This window comes from Flavobacterium rhizophilum (genome assembly GCF_046000485.1).
Lineage (GTDB): Bacteria > Bacteroidota > Bacteroidia > Flavobacteriales > Flavobacteriaceae > Flavobacterium > Flavobacterium rhizophilum.
The window spans coordinates 300,258-316,138 of the sequence record NZ_JBELQB010000002.1; the positions used below are offsets into that span (position 1 = coordinate 300,258).

Sequence of the window (15,881 nt, forward strand, 5' to 3'; positions counted from 1 at the left end):
AATTATCCTTGTCTTTGTTTAAATCTAGGATTCTTTTTATTAATCACGTATAATCTGCCTTTTCTACGCACAATGATGCACTCGGCACTTCTTTTCTTTACTGATGCTCTTACTTTCATTTTAATAGCTTTAGTATCTATAAGTAATTCTTGCTTTAGACAAATCATAAGGGCTCATTTCCAGTTTTACCTTATCACCAGGTAACAACTTAATGTAATGCATACGCATTTTACCGGAAATGTGAGCAATTACAACATGCCCGTTTTCTAATTCTACACGGAACATGGCATTTGACAATGCTTCTATAATTGATCCGTCTTGTTCTATTGCTGCTTGTTTTGCCATAAAAATTATTAAGCTACCGCTTTTCTATTCTTACCACTTTTCATCAAACCATCATAATGTCTGTTTAACAGATATGAGTTGATTTGCTGGATAGTATCTATTGCAACCCCAACCATGATTAACAGCGATGTCCCGCCATAGAACAAAGCCCACTGTGACTGGATATTCATTAAGCTTACTACAATTGCCGGGAACACGGCAATAATTGCAAGGAATAATGAACCAGGGAATGTGATTAAAGACATTATTCTGTCTAAGTAATCTGAAGTTTCAACACCCGGTCTAACACCTGGTATAAATCCTCCACTCCTTTTAAGGTCATCCGCCATTTTATTAGTAGGTACTGTAATCGCGGTGTAAAAGTACGTAAAAATTATAATTAATAATGCAAAAACTATATTATACGCTAAACCGAACACATTTTGGAATTGAGCGGTAATTGATCTGGCAGCATCAGCCTCAGAAAGGCCTGCAAGTGCCGCCGGTATAAACATGATAGCCTGAGCAAAGATGATTGGCATAACTCCCGCAGCATTAAGCTTTAAAGGAATCCATTGCCTGTTACCACCTGCAATATCCTGTTCAAAATCTCCTGTGGCAGTACGACGAGCATACTGCACAGGTATTTTTCTTACTGCCATAATAAGCAGAACAGAAGCTATAATGATTAACAACCATACTACTACTTCAAAAACCAAAAGCATTAGACCTCCGTTGTTCTCAGATACACGAGACGTGAACTCCTGAACAAAAGCCTGAGGCATTCTTGCGATAATACCTACAAGAATTAACAGTGAAATACCGTTACCAATACCTTTGTCGGTAATTTTTTCACCTAGCCACATTGCAAAAATTGTACCCGTAGTTAAGATAACCACAGAAGAGAAAATGAAAGGAACAGAGTCTGAACTTATCAAAAAAGCTTCTCTAGGCAAAGTTCTGTACAGGTTATAGATGTAACCAGGACCTTGAACTAAAGTGATTAATATTGTTAGCCAGCGGGTAATCTGATTGATTCTCTTTCTGCCGCTCTCACCTTCTTTTTGTAACTTTTGAAGGTAAGGAACTGCGATTCCCATTAACTGAACAACGATAGACGCAGAGATATAAGGCATGATACCTAATGCAAATACAGACGCCTGCGAGAACGCACCACCCGTAAATACATCAATAAGCCATCCAATACCATTCTGAGCCTGATTAGTTAAGCCATTTAATTTTGTAGCATCAATACCCGGTAATGTTACATGAGCACCAAAACGGTAAACAAGTAATAATCCTAGAGTAACTAAAATTCTGTTTTTTAGTTCTTCTATTTTCCAAACATTGACAAACGCTTCTATAAATTTTTTCATGTGACTATAAAAGATTATAAAGTTACAGCTTCACCTCCAGCAGCTTCGATAGCAGCTTTTGCGGTAGCCGTAAATTTGTGAGCAGTTACTTTTAGTTTTGCTTTAAGCTCTCCTCTTCCTAAAATCTTTACCTGTTCATTTTTTGTAGCTAGACGGTTCTCTACTAATACTGTAAAATCTACAGTATCTGTAACGATTCCGTTATCTACAAGAGCCTGAAGCGTATCTAGGTTTACGCCAGCATATTCCTTACGGTTGATGTTTTTAAAACCAAACTTAGGAACACGACGCTGTAATGGCATTTGACCACCTTCAAAACCTATCTTCTTAGAATAACCAGAACGAGATTTAGCTCCTTTGTGACCACGTGCAGCAGTACCACCTTTTCCTGAACCTTCTCCTCTACCTACTCTTTTGTTCTTATTGTGAACTGAACCTTCAGCCGGTTGTAAGTTACTTAAATCCATAACAGTGTGTTATTGTTATTTAGTCTCTTCTACAGAAACTAAGTGTTTAACTTTGTTTACCATTCCAAGGATAGCAGAAGTTGCATCGTGTTCAACAACTTGTCCCATTTTTCTAAGACCTAAAGCCTCAAGTGTTCTCTTTTGATTAAGAGGACAGTTGATTTTGCTTCGTACTTGTTTTACTAATATTTTCGCCATGATTTCCTTGAATTAACCTTTAAATACTTTTTCTAAAGATACACCTCTTTGCTTAGCTACAGTAGCCGCGCTTCTCATTTGTAATAAAGCATCAAAAGTTGCTTTTACCACATTGTGAGGGTTAGATGAACCTTGAGATTTTGATAATACATCGTGAATACCTACAGATTCAAGAACCGAACGTACAGCACCACCGGCAATTACTCCGGTACCGTGTGAAGCAGGCATTAGTAGTACACGCGCACCACCAAATTTACCTTTTTGTTCGTGAGGTACAGTTTGGCTTGATAGAGGAATTCTAACAAGATTCTTTTTAGCATCTTCTACTGCCTTAGCGATAGCTTCAGATACGTCTTTAGATTTTCCAAGACCGTGGCCTACTACTCCGTTCTCGTCTCCTACAACTACAATAGCAGAAAAACCGAAAGCTCTACCACCTTTTGTAACTTTAGTAACACGATTAACACTTACCAAACGATCCTTTAATTCAAGTCCGCCTGGTTTTACTAGTTCTACGTTTTTATAATTATGATACATAATTTTCTTAGAATTTTAGTCCGGCCTCTCTAGCGCCTTCAGCTAATGATTTAACACGTCCGTGGTAAAGGTATCCACCTCTGTCAAAAGTGATGGTTTCAATACCAGCTTTTAAAGCTCTTTCTGCAACAAGTTTACCTACAGCTGCAGCAGTCTCAATGTTAGTACCTTTAGTTATTTCATTCTCTCTTGAAGATGCAGAAACTAGAGTAACACCGTTCACATCATCTATGATTTGAGCATAGATTTCTTTATTGCTTCTAAAAACAGAAAGTCTTGGTTGAGCAGCAGTTCCGCTTACAATCTTTCTGATTCTGAACTTAATTCGTTGTCTTCTTTCAGATTTTGTTAATGACATAGTCTTAATTTTTAAGCTGATTTACCTGCTTTTCTTCTTAGTTCTTCACCTACAAACTTAACTCCTTTTCCTTTGTAAGGTTCTGGCTTACGGAAAGATCTGATTTTTGCTGCAACCTGACCTAAAAGCTGTTTGTCATGAGAAGATAACTTAATGATTGGGTTTTTACCTTTCTCAGATACAGTCTCTACTGTTACTTCAGAAACAACGTCTAAAACGATGTTATGTGAAAAACCTAGAGCGATATCAAGTTTATTACCCTGGTTAGAAGCTCTGTAACCTACACCTACCAATTCTAATGACTTAGTAAAGCCTTCAGATACACCAACAATCATATTATTAATCAGGGCTCTGTATAAACCATGCTTAGATCTGTCGTTCTTGTTGTCAGAAGATCTTTCAACAATTACCTGTCCTTCCTCAACTTTTACAGTAACATCTGTAAAATCCTGAGTAAGTTCTCCTTTTTTTCCTTTTACTGTAATAACGCCATCTTTAACATCAACTGTTACTCCTGACGGTATCGCAACTGGATTTTTACCTATTCTTGACATTGTATAAGTCTTTATTATTAGTATACGTAACAGATTACTTCACCACCAACATTAAGTTGTTTAGCTTGTTTTCCGGTCATCAATCCTTTTGATGTAGAAACGATAGCTATACCTAGACCGTTTAATATTCTAGGTAATTCGGTAGCACCTGCATATTTACGTAAACCTGGTTTACTAATTCTCTGGATATCTTTGATTACAGGCTCTTTAGTTTCTTTGTCGTACTTAAGAGCGATTTTGATGGTACCTTGTACTTTGTTTTCATCAAATTTGTAACTTAAGATATATCCCTGATCGAATAAAATCTTAGTGATCTCTTTTTTAAGGTTAGAAGCAGGAATTTCAACCACTTTGTGATTAGCTCTTACTGCGTTTCTAACTCTTGTTAGATAATCTGCGATAGGATCTGTATACATATATATTAATTTGCGGTAACGGTTTTCGGCCTTAAAAAGGCCGAACCTGAAACCAATTTATAATTCTTTAATTACCAGCTGGCTTTTTTAACACCCGGTATTAACCCCTGATTAGCCATTTCACGGAAAGTTACACGTGAAACACCAAACTGACGCATATACCCTCTTGGTCTTCCTGTTAATTTACAACGGTTGTGTAAACGTACAGGAGAAGCATTTTTAGGAAGTTTTTGTAGTGCTTCGTAGTCTCCGGCTTCTAATAAAGCTTTTCTCTTTTCAGCATACTTGTCTACTAACGCTTGTCTTTTCACCTCGCGGGCTTTCATTGATTCTTTAGCCATAACTTAGTTCTTTTTAAAAGGTAAACCTAATTCAGTTAATAATGACTTCGCTTCTTTATCAGTTTGTGCAGAAGTTACAAATGTAATATCTAAACCTGCAATTTTGTTAACTTTATCAATATCAATTTCAGGGAAAATGATTTGCTCAGTTACACCCAGGTTATAGTTACCTCTACCGTCAAAACCTGTAGCTTTGATACCGCCAAAGTCTCTAACACGTGGAAGAGAAGCCGTAATAAGTCTGTCTAAAAACTCATACATTCTTTCACCACGTAAAGTCACTTTAGCACCAATTGGCATACCTTTTCTTAATTTGAATGTCGCAACGTCCTTTTTAGAAATAGTAGCCACTGCTTTTTGACCAGTGATTTTTGTTAACTCTTCTACAGCATAGTCTATTAATTTCTTATCAGACACAGCTGCACCAACTCCACGGCTTAAAACGATTTTTTCAAGTTTTGGAACCATCATAACGTTTTTGTAACCGAACTCTTCTGTAAGAGCAGAAATGATTCTGCTCTTATATTCTTCTTTTAATCTTGGTATATAAGCCATCACTATAATACTTGATTAGATTTTTTTGAAAATCTCACTTTCTTATCTCCTTCAGTTCTTACACCAACTCTTGTAGTTTCCTTAGATTTAGGATCAACAAGTGCTAAGTTAGAAATGTGGATAGGAGCTTCTTTCTTCACGATACCACCCTGAGGGTTTTGAGCGCTTGGCTTAGTGTGTTTAGACACCATGTTAACGCCTTCTACGACCGCTTTGTTTTTGTCACGAAGAACTTTAAGAACTGTACCTTCAGAACCTTTATGGTCTCCGGCAATAACTCTTACAGTATCTCCTGATTTTATTTTTAGCTTTATCATCTTTAAAAACAATTAAAGCACTTCTGGTGCCAATGATACAATTTTCATGAATTGTTTTTCACGAAGTTCTCTTGCTACAGGACCAAAAACACGAGTTCCTCTCATTTCACCAGCAGCATTCAATAATACACATGCGTTATCATCAAATCTGATGTATGAACCATCGGCTCTTCTCACTTCTTTTTTGGTACGTACAACAACTGCAGTCGATACAGCTCCTTTTTTAACGTTACCGTTAGGAGTAGCATCTTTTACTGAAACTACAATTTTATCTCCAACAGAGGCATAACGTCTTTTCGTTCCCCCTAATACACGGATAGTCAAAACTTCTTTTGCTCCCGTGTTATCTGCTACTTTTAGTCTAGATTCCTGTTGTACCATAATTACTTCGCTCTTTCAATGATTTCAACTAATCTCCAACATTTAGATTTACTTAAAGGACGTGTTTCCATAATCCTTACAGTATCACCAATGTTACAATCGTTTGTTTCGTCGTGTGCAACGTATTTTTTAGTTTTCAACACGAACTTACCATATAATGGGTGTTTAACTTTTTTAGTTTCAGCAACTACTATGGATTTTTCCATTTTGTTACTAGTAACAACACCTATTCTCTCTTTTCTTAAGTTTCTTTTTTCCATCTTTCAGCAGAATACAATTATTGTAACTCTCTTTTGCTTAGCTCAGTTGCTACACGTGCAATAGACCTTCTTACGGTTCTTATTTGCAGTGGATTCTCTATTGGAGAGATAGCGTGAGCTGATTTTAGATCGGTATATGTTTTTTGTAATTCACCAAGTTTTTCCTGTAACTCAGCTGCAGATAGATCTTTAATTTCAGATTGTTTCATAATAAATTTAGATTACACTTCGAAATCTCTGGCAACTATAAACTTAGTTTTTACTGGTAGCTTTTGAGCAGCAAGACGTAAAGCCTCTTTTGCTACTGATAAAGGCACACCGCCAACTTCAAACATTATTCTTCCCGGTTTAACAACAGCAGCCCAGTATTCAACTGCACCTTTACCTTTACCCATACGTACCTCTAGAGGTTTCTTTGTGATAGGCTTATCCGGGAAAATTTTAATCCACAACTGACCTTCCCTTTTCATATAACGAGTTGCAGCGATACGAGCAGCCTCTATTTGACGAGAAGTAATAAAAGATGAATCTAAAGATTTTATACCAAACATTCCGTTAGAAAGTTCGTGTCCTCTTTGAGACACGCCTTTCATCTTACCTTTCTGTACCTTACGGTATTTAGTTCTTTTAGGCTGTAACATTTTTCTTTAGTTTAAATAATTACTTTCTTTTGCGTTGACCGGATTTACCCTGTGGTTTTCCTGACCCTGAAGATTTGGATTGTTTTTTATCCATACCTACTAACGGAGAAAGGTCTCTCTTACCGTAAACCTCGCCTTTCATGATCCACACTTTGATTCCCATTCTACCATAAGTAGTATGAGCTTCAGTTAGTGCATAATCAATGTCTGCTCTGAAAGTTGATAGAGGAATTCTTCCTTCTTTGAACATTTCTGAACGTGCCATTTCAGCACCGTTAAGACGACCGGAAATCATAACTTTGATACCCTCTGCATTCATACGCATAGCAGCCGCAATTGCCATTTTGATAGCCCTTCTGTAAGAGATACGGCCTTCAATCTGACGCGCAATGCTTGAACCTACAAGGTGAGCATCAAGTTCAGGTCTTTTAATTTCAAAGATGTTAATTTGAACCTCTTTGTCAGTAATTTTCTTAAGCTCTTCTTTTAGCCTGTCTACCTCCTGACCACCTTTACCGATAATGATACCTGGACGGGCAGTAGTGATAGTAACGGTTACAAGCTTTAAAGTTCTCTCGATGATTACTTTAGACACACTTGCTTTAGCTAAACGGGCATGGATATACTTTCTGATTTTATGATCTTCGGCAAGTTTGTCACCGTAGTCATTTCCACCATACCAGTTAGAATCCCAACCCCTGATGATACCAAGGCGATTTCCTATTGGATTTGTCTTTTGTCCCATACTGCTTATTAATTGCTTTGTGTGTTATTATTAGCTCCTAACACGATTGTAACGTGATTAGAACGTTTTCTTATTCTGTGAGCACGACCCTGAGGAGCCGGTCTTAGCCTTTTAAGCATCATACCGCCATCAACTCTGATCTCTTTTACAAATAGCCCTGCATCCTCTAAACTTGCGTCAGCATTTTTTTGCTGCCAGTTGTTTATTGCAGAAAGCAATAATTTCTCAAGTTTACGAGAAGCTTCTTTACTATTGAATTTTAATATATTAAGAGCAAGCTCTACTTTCTGACCTCTTACTAGATCTGCCACTATGCGCATTTTTCTAGGTGAAGTAGGGCAGTTATTTAACTTAGCAAATGCAACTTGCTTCTTAGCTTCTTTTGTCTGCTCTGCTCTTTCTCTTTTACGAACTCCCATAGCTTCTTATTATTTTTTACCTTTATTTTTTGCACCAGCGTGACCTCTAAACGATCTTGTTGGTGAAAATTCTCCTAATTTATGACCTACCATATTCTCTGTTACATAAACCGGAACGAATTGACGCCCGTTGTGTACTGCGATAGTCTGTCCAACAAAATCCGGAGTAATCATAGAAGCTCTAGACCAAGTCTTAACAACTCCTTTATTACCTTTTTCGATATTTTCCTGAACTTTCTTTTCTAATTTATAGTGAACGAAAGGTCCTTTCTTTAATGAACGTGCCATATCTTACTTAATTATTTCTTTCTACGTTCTACGATATACTTATTACTCGGGTTAACTTTAGAACGAGTTCTGTAACCTTTAGCCGGTAAACCTTTTCTTGAACGCGGGTGACCTCCTGAAGAACGTCCTTCACCACCACCCATTGGGTGATCAACCGGGTTCATCGCTACTGGTCTAGTTCTCGGTCTTCTACCTAACCATCTAGATCTACCTGCTTTACCAGATACAACTAATTGGTGATCAGAGTTAGAAACAGCTCCAATTGTAGCCATACAAGTTAAAAGGATTAACCTTGTTTCACCTGAAGGCATTTTGATTGTTGCATATTTACCATCTCTAGCCATTAACTGAGCAAAAGTACCTGCACTACGAGCAATAACTGCTCCCTGACCAGGACGTAGCTCGATACAAGATATAACAGTTCCAAGAGGAATTTTGCTTAAAGGTAAAGCATTACCGATTTCAGGAGCAGCATTCTCTCCTGAAACCACGGTTTGACCTACTTGTAAACCATTTTGAGCTATGATGTATGTTTTAGCACCATCAGCATAAGCCAATAGTGAAATAAAAGCTGAACGGTTTGGATCGTATTCGATTGTTTTAACTGTAGCAGGAATTCCGGCTTTAGCTCTTTTAAAATCAATAACACGATACTTCTGTTTGTGACCACCGCCTGTGTAACGCATGGTCATTTTTCCTTGACTATTTCTACCTCCTGAGTTTTTTTTCGGTGCGAGTAATGAACGCTCCGGCTTATCAGTTGTAATAGTGTCAAAGCTATTTACAACTCTAAAACGCTGACCCGGGGTAATAGGTTTTAATTTTCTAACTGACATTTTCTATTAGATATTATTATAAAAATCTATTGTTTCACCTTCCTGTACTTGAACAACTGCTTTTTTATAAGCCGCTGTCTTTCCGCTAATTAAACCACTCTTAGTGTATTTAACTGTTCTATCAGCCCTGTAATTCATTGTGTTAACATTAACAACAGTAACTCCATATGCAGCCTCAACTGCTTTTTTGATCTGGATTTTGTTTGCTTTTTTGTTAACAACAAAACCAAAACGGTTGAAAAGTTCACCGTCTTTGGTTATTTTTTCGGTAATGATAGGTTTTATTATGATACTCATTGCCCTATTATTTACTTAAATTTTCCTGAATTCCTTCTAACGAACCTTCTAAAAGAACTAAATTATTAGCGTTTAAAATCGCATAAGTGTTTAATTCTGAGGTAGTTACAACATTAGACGCCTTTAAATTGCGTGACGACAAATATACATTTTTATTTGTATCACCCAACACAAATAGAGATTTTTTATTCTCTAACCCTAAAGCTTTCAAAACGTTAATGAAATTTTTGGTATTTGGAGTTTCGAATGTGAAGTCTTCAACTACTGTTAAATTTGACTCGTTTGCTTTGATTGTTAGAGCAGATTTTCTCGCTAAACGCTTAAGGTTTTTGTTCAGTTTGAAAGAGTAGCTTCTTGGTCTTGGGCCGAAAATTGTACCTCCTCCTTTGAACACTGGACTCTTAATACTTCCTGCACGTGCAGTACCGGTTCCTTTTTGCTTTTTAATCTTACGGGTACTTCCTGTAACTTCAGCTCTTTCTTTAGCTTTGTGAGTTCCTTGTCTTTGGTTAGCAAGGTACTGCTTTACATCAAGGTATACCGCGTGATTATTAGGCTCAATTGCGAATACAGAATCAGAAAGAGTAACCGTTCTGCCTGTTTCTTTTCCGTTGATATCTAATACTTTTACTTCCATTACTTTTGAATGATTACGTAAGAGTTTTTGTGTCCAGGAACACATCCTTTAACAACTAGTAGGTTTTTATCAGCTACTACTTTTAAAACTCTAAGGTTTTGAACTGTTACATTTTCTCCTCCTGTTCTACCTGCCATGCGCATTCCTTTGAATACTCTTGAAGGGTAAGATGACGCACCTACAGAACCCGGCGCTCTAAGACGGTTGTGCTGACCGTGAGTAGCCTGTCCAACACCACCAAAACCGTGACGTTTAACAACACCCTGGAAGCCTTTACCTTTAGATACACCCTGTACATCTACGAACTCTCCTTCATTGAACAAATCTACAGTTAGAACATCACCTAAGTTATGTTCTTCTTCAAAATACTTGAATTCAACGACTCTTTTCTTCGCATCAGTTCCAGCTTTCTTAAAGTGACCTTGAGCCGCTTTTGTTGTGTGCTTTTCTGACTTGTCATCGAAACCAAGTTGTAACGCTTTATACCCGTCAACCTCATTGGTTCTGACTTGGGTAACAACGCATGGTCCAGCTTCGATTACTGTACACGGAATGTTTTTTCCGTTCTCATCGAAAATACTGGTCATGCCGATTTTTCTACCAATTAACCCAGACATATTAAAAATTAATTATAATTACGTATTTAAATTTTTTCTCTTATATAAGAAGAAGTATCAGGCTAAAGGGTAACCCAAAAGCCTGACACTTGCTTTCTTAGTTTATTTTATCACACTTTGATTTCTACTTCAACACCACTAGGAAGCTCTAATTTCATAAGAGCATCGATAGTTTTAGAAGAAGAACTGTAAATATCAAGAAGCCTTTTGTAAGAGCTTAGCTCAAACTGCTCTCTTGATTTTTTGTTTACGTGCGGAGAACGTAGCACAGTGAATATTTTTTTGTGAGTTGGTAACGGAATAGGACCAGTAACAACTGCACCTGTACTCTTTACAGTTTTAACGATCTTCTCTGCAGACTTGTCTACAAGGCTGTGATCGTATGATTTTAATTTTATTCTGATTTTCTGACTCATTTTCTTTTAAATTAAGCGTTTCCTTTAGCTTTTTTAATTACTTCCTCTGCGATGTTAGAAGGCGTTTCAGCATAGTTAGAGAACTCCATTGTAGAAGTTGCACGACCTGATGAAAGCGTTCTTAGAGTAGTTACATAACCAAACATTTCTGATAGAGGCACGCTGGCTTTAACTACTTTAGAACCTGCCCTGTCGTCCATGTTGTTAATTTGACCACGACGACGGTTAAGGTCACCTACAATATCACCCATGTTTTCTTCAGGAGTAAGTACTTCAAGCTTCATGATTGGCTCAAGAATTACAGCACCAGCAGCTTTAGCCGCCTCTTTGTAACCCATTTTAGCTGCTAATTCGAATGATAATGCATCCGAATCCACAGGGTGAAATGAACCATCAGTAAGAGTAACTTTCATACTATCCATTTCATAACCTGCAAGAGGACCTTGTTTCATAGCTTCTCTGAAACCTTTCTCAACAGCAGGGATAAATTCTTTAGGAACGTTACCACCTTTCACCTCGTTAACAAACTGAAGACCTACTACGTTTTCGTCTGCCGGCTCTAGTTTGAACACGATATCAGCAAACTTACCACGACCACCAGACTGTTTCTTATAAACCTCTCTGTGGTTAGCAGAACGTGTAATAGCCTCTTTGTACTCAACTTGCGGCTCACCTTGATTAACCTCTACTTTAAACTCTCTCTTAAGACGGTCTACAAGGATATCTAAGTGAAGCTCACCCATACCAGAGATGATAGTTTGTCCTGAAGCGTGGTCAGTTCTCACTGTAAACGTTGGATCCTCTTCAGCAAGTTTTGCTAAAGCCATACCCATTTTATCTACGTCAGCCTTAGTTTTAGGCTCAATAGCGATACCGATTACCGGATCAGGGAAGTTCATACTCTCAAGTACAATTGGATGTTTCTCATCACAAAGGGTATCTCCGGTTTTGATATCTTTAAAACCTACAGCAGCACCAATGTCACCAGCCTCAATGAAGTCGATAGCATTTTGCTTGTTAGCGTGCATCTGGTAGATACGGGAAATACGCTCTTTATTACCTGAACGAGTATTAAACACATAAGAACCTGCATCAAGACGACCTGAGTAAGCTCTAAAGAATGCTAAACGACCAACATAAGGGTCAGTAGCAATTTTAAATGCTAACGCAGAGAACGGCTCGCTTACAGATGGCTTACGAGAAATAGGCTCGTCTGTATCAGGATTAGTTCCGTCAATCGCCTCTTTATCAAGTGGAGAAGGAAGGAATTTACAAACAGAATCCAGCATGAACTGAACTCCTTTATTTTTGAAAGAAGAACCACAAAGCATTGGAATGATAGCCATATCAATAGTAGCTTTTCTTAGCGCTTCGTTTACTTCTTCTTCAGTAATTGAGTTTTCATCTTCCATGTATTTCTCAAGAAGACTCTCATCATAAGCAGCAACCTCTTCAATAAGTTGAGATCTGTACTGATGAACCTCATCTTTCATATCTTCAGGAATCGGAACGATATCAAATGTTGCACCCTGTGTATCATCATGCCATACAATAGCCTGATTTTTAATAAGATCTACAACACCTCTAAAGTCTGCCTCATCACCTATCGGTAAAACGATTGGCACAGCGTTAGACTTAAGCATATCTTTAACCTGCTGACAAACTGCAAGGAAGTTAGAACCCTGACGGTCCATTTTGTTTACGAATCCCATACGCGGAACTCTATAGTTATCTGCAAGTCTCCAGTTAGTTTCAGATTGTGGCTCAACACCATCTACTGCACTAAAAAGGAACACAAGTCCATCAAGAACCCTTAATGAACGGTTTACCTCTACTGTAAAGTCAACGTGACCCGGAGTATCGATAATGTTAAAGTGGTATGGATTAGACTCCGGAAGTGGCTTACCCTGCTCTGTAGGGAAGTTCCATGTACAAGTCGTAGCAGCAGAAGTAATAGTAATACCTCTCTCCTGCTCCTGCGCCATCCAGTCCATGGTAGCAGCTCCATCGTGTACCTCACCAATTTTGTGTGATTTACCCGTGTAAAAAAGGATACGCTCAGTTGTTGTCGTTTTACCGGCATCAATGTGAGCAGCAATACCTATATTTCTTGTATATTTTAAATCTCTTGCCATTTTTTATAATGTTTCTTTATGAATTAAAATCTGAAGTGAGAGAACGCTTTGTTAGCTTCTGCCATCTTATGAGTATCCATTCTCTTTTTAACAGCAGCACCTTCTTCCTTAGCAGCAGCTAAGATTTCTGAAGCTAGCCTTTGAGCCATAGATTTCTCATTTCTTTTTCTTGCATAAAGGATCAGCCATTTCATAGCCATAGAGATTTTTCTATCTGGTCTGATCTGCATTGGGATCTGGAAAGTAGCACCACCTACTCTTCGGCTTCTCACCTCAACGTGTGGCATTACATTGTTAATAGCATCTTTCCAAGTTTCTAATGCTGATTTCTCTTCGTCCTGTTTCTTTTGATCTACGATTTCGATAGCATCATAGAACACTTTAAAAGCAGTTGATTTTTTACCGTCCCACATTAAGTTGTTCACAAAACGTGTTACTAACTGATCATTAAACTTTGGATCTGGTAAAAGAGGTCTTTTTTTGGCCTGTCTTTTTCTCATGTCTTTACTTTAAAAGTTTTTTAAAATTACTTTTTGTCTTTAGGGCGTTTTGCACCATACTTAGACCTTCTTTGAAGTCTACCGTTAACACCGGCAGTATCCAAAGCACCACGTACAATGTGGTATCTAACTCCTGGTAAATCTTTAACCCTTCCACCCCTAACTAATACTATCGAGTGCTCCTGTAGATTGTGACCCTCTCCCGGGATGTAAGCATTTACCTCGTTACCGTTTGTTAAACGAACCCTTGCAACTTTACGCATTGCAGAATTCGGTTTCTTAGGTGTCGTAGTGTAAACACGTGTACAAACCCCTCTTCTTTGAGGACAAGAATCTAAAGCAGCCGATTTACTCTTCTTAGTTATCTGGGCTCTCCCTGTTCTTACTAATTGCTGAATTGTTGGCATAATTAATATTAAAAATTTCTTATGTTTTAAAAACCCGCTTTTTTCGGGGATGCAAATGTATAAATTAAAAATTACAAAACAAATCTTAATCCATTAATTTTCAAACGAATTGTATTCAAAATTGGCCCAATATATTTTTTGCACTTTTTTTGCGTTACTTTTACCGTATCAAGACTCAAAAATTGAAATACCTTTTATCCATATACACCCTTTTGTTTTTTTCTTTTTGGGCAAACGCCCAAAATTACCATTTGAAAGCCGAAGGTAAAAACGATACCGAAACGAAAATTATAGATTCGATTGGTTACAACAAAACACACCCAAATGCAAAATCAATTAGTGACGAAGCAAAAAAACTAACCACCACATTACAAAGAAAAGGATACCTTGAAGCACATATTCAGGATTATATAAAAACAAACGACACCACTTTTGTTTACAGTTTTAATACCGGTATCAAAACCAACACCTTATATATATATACCGATAAAATATCCGCAAAAGAAAGAGAGCTTCTCAACATTACTCAGGACACACTTGTAATACCACTGGAGGAAGCAGAAAGTTTCATGACATCTAACACCAAACTACTGGAACAAAAAGGTTACTCCATAAGCTCAGTACAGTTATCAGACTATAACAAAGTAAACAACTCCCTCTATGCTACACTCCTATTAAAAACAGAAAAGAAGAGAACCATAGACGGACTGACAATAGAAGGGTATAAAAACTTTCCCGAAGGAATAAGAAGGAACATACTAAGACAGTATAGAGGAAAAACCTTTAATCAAAACAATCTGGAACGTATTTATAAAGATTTTAATTCACTTCGTTTTGTAACACAACCGCGCTACCCTGAAATTCTTTTTAAAGAAGACAGCACTAATATATATGTATACCTTGAAAAAGGAAAACCAAATACCTTTGACGGTTTTATAGGCTTTACCAATGATGATAGCGACAATATTATTTTTAACGGATATATAGACGTCCTACTTAACAACATATTAAACTCAGGGGAAAAATTCAACCTGTACTGGAAAAGTGACGGGCAAAAACAAACCACCTTTAATGCAGCACTGGAGCTACCATATATATTTAAGAGTCCGCTTGGAATAAAAGCCAGCCTTAAGATATTTAAACAGGACAGCACTTTCCAGAACACGGTGACCGACCTCAACCTTGGCTATTACTTTAGCTATAACTCAAAATTGTTTTTAGGTTACCAGCAAACCGAATCGGTAGATATACAAAATTCAAACAGCAGTACACTTAGTGACTACTCCAATCATTTTTGGACCACCACCTATGAGTACGCCAATTACAATAACAATGATTTTCTGTTCCCCGAAAAAACAAGCCTTGAAGTTAAAGGCGGATTAGGACAACGGGATTCCAAGACCGGAAGCAGTGACCAGTATTTTATTCAACTGGAAGCATCACACAACCTGTACCTAAACGACAGAAATATAATCAACCTCAAGAACCAGACGTTTTACCTGAAAAGTGATAATTATATAGTTAGCGAACTCTATCGTTTTGGAGGAATTAACTCCTTTAGAGGTTTTAATGAAAACAGCCTACAGGCAAACCTCTACACTGCCCTTATGGCAGAATACCGCTATGTACTCGCCCCAAATATATACATACACTCCATTACCGATTATGGATACATTCAGGATGAGACATCAAACATAAAAGATAACCTGCTGGGGTTAGGGTTTGGCTTCGGACTACTTACCAAAACCGGACTCTTTAATATCATATATGCTAACGGAAGCACAAAAGACCAAACCATAAAGCTTTCCAACTCTATTGTACATCTCAGCTTTAGAACTACTTTTTAAAACAAAAAAGCC

General features: G+C 37.6%; 28 protein-coding genes. 1 reads left to right on the forward strand and 27 read right to left on the reverse strand.

Annotated features, from left to right (window positions below; all coding sequences use genetic code 11):
- Nucleotides 1–2: 2 nt before the first annotated feature.
- The 27 genes from ykgO to rpsL form a co-directional block, all read right to left on the reverse strand.
- Nucleotides 3–119 carry a type B 50S ribosomal protein L36 gene (gene ykgO, locus ABS768_RS03525; RefSeq protein WP_002987490.1) on the reverse strand — a complete coding sequence of 39 codons (117 nt, stop codon included), beginning with the start codon at nucleotides 117–119 and terminating at the stop codon, nucleotides 3–5.
- A 10-nt stretch (nucleotides 120–129) separates the two neighbouring features.
- A complete protein-coding gene (gene infA, locus ABS768_RS03530; RefSeq protein WP_035129818.1) occupies nucleotides 130–345 on the reverse strand; it encodes a translation initiation factor IF-1 in 216 nt (71 codons plus the stop codon).
- Nucleotides 346–353: 8 nt separating this feature from the next.
- Nucleotides 354–1,700: a preprotein translocase subunit SecY gene (gene secY / locus ABS768_RS03535; RefSeq protein WP_408073597.1), complete on the reverse strand. Its 1,347-nt coding sequence runs from the start codon at nucleotides 1,698–1,700 to the stop codon at nucleotides 354–356.
- A 14-nt stretch (nucleotides 1,701–1,714) separates the two neighbouring features.
- Nucleotides 1,715–2,167, reverse strand: coding sequence for a 50S ribosomal protein L15 (rplO, locus tag ABS768_RS03540; RefSeq protein WP_157482812.1), 453 nt, complete (start codon nucleotides 2,165–2,167; stop codon nucleotides 1,715–1,717).
- A gap of 15 nt (nucleotides 2,168–2,182) precedes the next feature.
- Entirely contained in the window at nucleotides 2,183–2,365 is a 183-nt protein-coding gene (gene rpmD, locus ABS768_RS03545) for a 50S ribosomal protein L30 (protein ID WP_035129810.1), read from the reverse strand.
- Nucleotides 2,366–2,377: 12 nt separating this feature from the next.
- On the reverse strand, nucleotides 2,378–2,902 hold the full coding sequence (gene rpsE / locus ABS768_RS03550; protein ID WP_035129808.1) for a 30S ribosomal protein S5: 525 nt from the start codon (nucleotides 2,900–2,902) through the stop codon (nucleotides 2,378–2,380).
- Between the two features lie 7 nt (nucleotides 2,903–2,909).
- Nucleotides 2,910–3,260, reverse strand: coding sequence for a 50S ribosomal protein L18 (gene rplR, locus ABS768_RS03555; protein ID WP_035129805.1), 351 nt, complete (start codon nucleotides 3,258–3,260; stop codon nucleotides 2,910–2,912).
- Between the two features lie 11 nt (nucleotides 3,261–3,271).
- Complete coding sequence (rplF, locus tag ABS768_RS03560; RefSeq protein WP_408073598.1) at nucleotides 3,272–3,814, reverse strand: 50S ribosomal protein L6; 543 nt, start codon at nucleotides 3,812–3,814, stop codon at nucleotides 3,272–3,274.
- A 17-nt stretch (nucleotides 3,815–3,831) separates the two neighbouring features.
- Nucleotides 3,832–4,230, reverse strand: coding sequence for a 30S ribosomal protein S8 (gene rpsH, locus ABS768_RS03565; protein WP_408073599.1), 399 nt, complete (start codon nucleotides 4,228–4,230; stop codon nucleotides 3,832–3,834).
- A gap of 71 nt (nucleotides 4,231–4,301) precedes the next feature.
- Nucleotides 4,302–4,571 (reverse strand): 30S ribosomal protein S14, encoded by a 270-nt coding sequence (gene rpsN, locus ABS768_RS03570; protein WP_408073600.1) that lies wholly within the window; start codon nucleotides 4,569–4,571, stop codon nucleotides 4,302–4,304.
- A gap of 3 nt (nucleotides 4,572–4,574) precedes the next feature.
- Nucleotides 4,575–5,126 carry a 50S ribosomal protein L5 gene (gene rplE / locus ABS768_RS03575; protein WP_408073601.1) on the reverse strand — a complete coding sequence of 184 codons (552 nt, stop codon included), beginning with the start codon at nucleotides 5,124–5,126 and terminating at the stop codon, nucleotides 4,575–4,577.
- Nucleotides 5,127–5,128: 2 nt separating this feature from the next.
- On the reverse strand, nucleotides 5,129–5,443 hold the full coding sequence (gene rplX, locus ABS768_RS03580) for a 50S ribosomal protein L24 (RefSeq protein WP_408073602.1): 315 nt from the start codon (nucleotides 5,441–5,443) through the stop codon (nucleotides 5,129–5,131).
- Between the two features lie 12 nt (nucleotides 5,444–5,455).
- The gene (gene rplN, locus ABS768_RS03585; RefSeq protein WP_035129796.1) at nucleotides 5,456–5,824 is read right to left on the reverse strand and encodes a 50S ribosomal protein L14; all 369 of its coding nucleotides are present in this window, start codon (nucleotides 5,822–5,824) and stop codon (nucleotides 5,456–5,458) included.
- A gap of 2 nt (nucleotides 5,825–5,826) precedes the next feature.
- The gene (gene rpsQ, locus ABS768_RS03590) at nucleotides 5,827–6,084 is read right to left on the reverse strand and encodes a 30S ribosomal protein S17 (protein WP_035129794.1); all 258 of its coding nucleotides are present in this window, start codon (nucleotides 6,082–6,084) and stop codon (nucleotides 5,827–5,829) included.
- A gap of 17 nt (nucleotides 6,085–6,101) precedes the next feature.
- Complete coding sequence (rpmC, locus tag ABS768_RS03595) at nucleotides 6,102–6,293, reverse strand: 50S ribosomal protein L29 (protein ID WP_408073603.1); 192 nt, start codon at nucleotides 6,291–6,293, stop codon at nucleotides 6,102–6,104.
- A gap of 12 nt (nucleotides 6,294–6,305) precedes the next feature.
- Complete coding sequence (rplP, locus tag ABS768_RS03600; RefSeq protein WP_035129789.1) at nucleotides 6,306–6,725, reverse strand: 50S ribosomal protein L16; 420 nt, start codon at nucleotides 6,723–6,725, stop codon at nucleotides 6,306–6,308.
- A 19-nt stretch (nucleotides 6,726–6,744) separates the two neighbouring features.
- Nucleotides 6,745–7,470 (reverse strand): 30S ribosomal protein S3, encoded by a 726-nt coding sequence (rpsC, locus tag ABS768_RS03605; protein WP_035129787.1) that lies wholly within the window; start codon nucleotides 7,468–7,470, stop codon nucleotides 6,745–6,747.
- Nucleotides 7,471–7,478: 8 nt separating this feature from the next.
- On the reverse strand, nucleotides 7,479–7,889 hold the full coding sequence (rplV, locus tag ABS768_RS03610) for a 50S ribosomal protein L22 (protein ID WP_035129784.1): 411 nt from the start codon (nucleotides 7,887–7,889) through the stop codon (nucleotides 7,479–7,481).
- A 9-nt stretch (nucleotides 7,890–7,898) separates the two neighbouring features.
- Complete coding sequence (gene rpsS, locus ABS768_RS03615) at nucleotides 7,899–8,177, reverse strand: 30S ribosomal protein S19 (RefSeq protein WP_020213638.1); 279 nt, start codon at nucleotides 8,175–8,177, stop codon at nucleotides 7,899–7,901.
- Between the two features lie 11 nt (nucleotides 8,178–8,188).
- Nucleotides 8,189–9,013, reverse strand: a complete 825-nt coding sequence (gene rplB, locus ABS768_RS03620) for a 50S ribosomal protein L2 (RefSeq protein WP_408073604.1) — start codon at nucleotides 9,011–9,013, stop codon at nucleotides 8,189–8,191.
- Between the two features lie 6 nt (nucleotides 9,014–9,019).
- The gene (rplW, locus tag ABS768_RS03625) at nucleotides 9,020–9,310 is read right to left on the reverse strand and encodes a 50S ribosomal protein L23 (protein ID WP_408073605.1); all 291 of its coding nucleotides are present in this window, start codon (nucleotides 9,308–9,310) and stop codon (nucleotides 9,020–9,022) included.
- Between the two features lie 7 nt (nucleotides 9,311–9,317).
- Nucleotides 9,318–9,947: a 50S ribosomal protein L4 gene (gene rplD, locus ABS768_RS03630; protein ID WP_330441862.1), complete on the reverse strand. Its 630-nt coding sequence runs from the start codon at nucleotides 9,945–9,947 to the stop codon at nucleotides 9,318–9,320.
- Nucleotides 9,947–10,564, reverse strand: coding sequence for a 50S ribosomal protein L3 (gene rplC, locus ABS768_RS03635; protein WP_035129769.1), 618 nt, complete (start codon nucleotides 10,562–10,564; stop codon nucleotides 9,947–9,949). Before rplC ends, rplD begins: the two co-directional genes overlap by 1 nt.
- Before the next feature lie 110 nt (nucleotides 10,565–10,674).
- Nucleotides 10,675–10,980, reverse strand: a complete 306-nt coding sequence (rpsJ, locus tag ABS768_RS03640) for a 30S ribosomal protein S10 (RefSeq protein WP_035129767.1) — start codon at nucleotides 10,978–10,980, stop codon at nucleotides 10,675–10,677.
- 11 nt (nucleotides 10,981–10,991) lie between these two features.
- Nucleotides 10,992–13,115 carry an elongation factor G gene (gene fusA, locus ABS768_RS03645; RefSeq protein ID WP_408073606.1) on the reverse strand — a complete coding sequence of 708 codons (2,124 nt, stop codon included), beginning with the start codon at nucleotides 13,113–13,115 and terminating at the stop codon, nucleotides 10,992–10,994.
- A gap of 23 nt (nucleotides 13,116–13,138) precedes the next feature.
- The gene (gene rpsG, locus ABS768_RS03650; RefSeq protein WP_035129762.1) at nucleotides 13,139–13,615 is read right to left on the reverse strand and encodes a 30S ribosomal protein S7; all 477 of its coding nucleotides are present in this window, start codon (nucleotides 13,613–13,615) and stop codon (nucleotides 13,139–13,141) included.
- A gap of 26 nt (nucleotides 13,616–13,641) precedes the next feature.
- Entirely contained in the window at nucleotides 13,642–14,022 is a 381-nt protein-coding gene (rpsL, locus tag ABS768_RS03655; RefSeq protein ID WP_035129761.1) for a 30S ribosomal protein S12, read from the reverse strand.
- Nucleotides 14,023–14,204: 182 nt separating this feature from the next.
- Between rpsL and ABS768_RS03660 the strand changes: the two genes are divergently transcribed.
- Nucleotides 14,205–15,869, forward strand: a complete 1,665-nt coding sequence (locus ABS768_RS03660; RefSeq protein ID WP_408073607.1) for a BamA/TamA family outer membrane protein — start codon at nucleotides 14,205–14,207, stop codon at nucleotides 15,867–15,869.
- Nucleotides 15,870–15,881 lie beyond the last annotated feature (12 nt).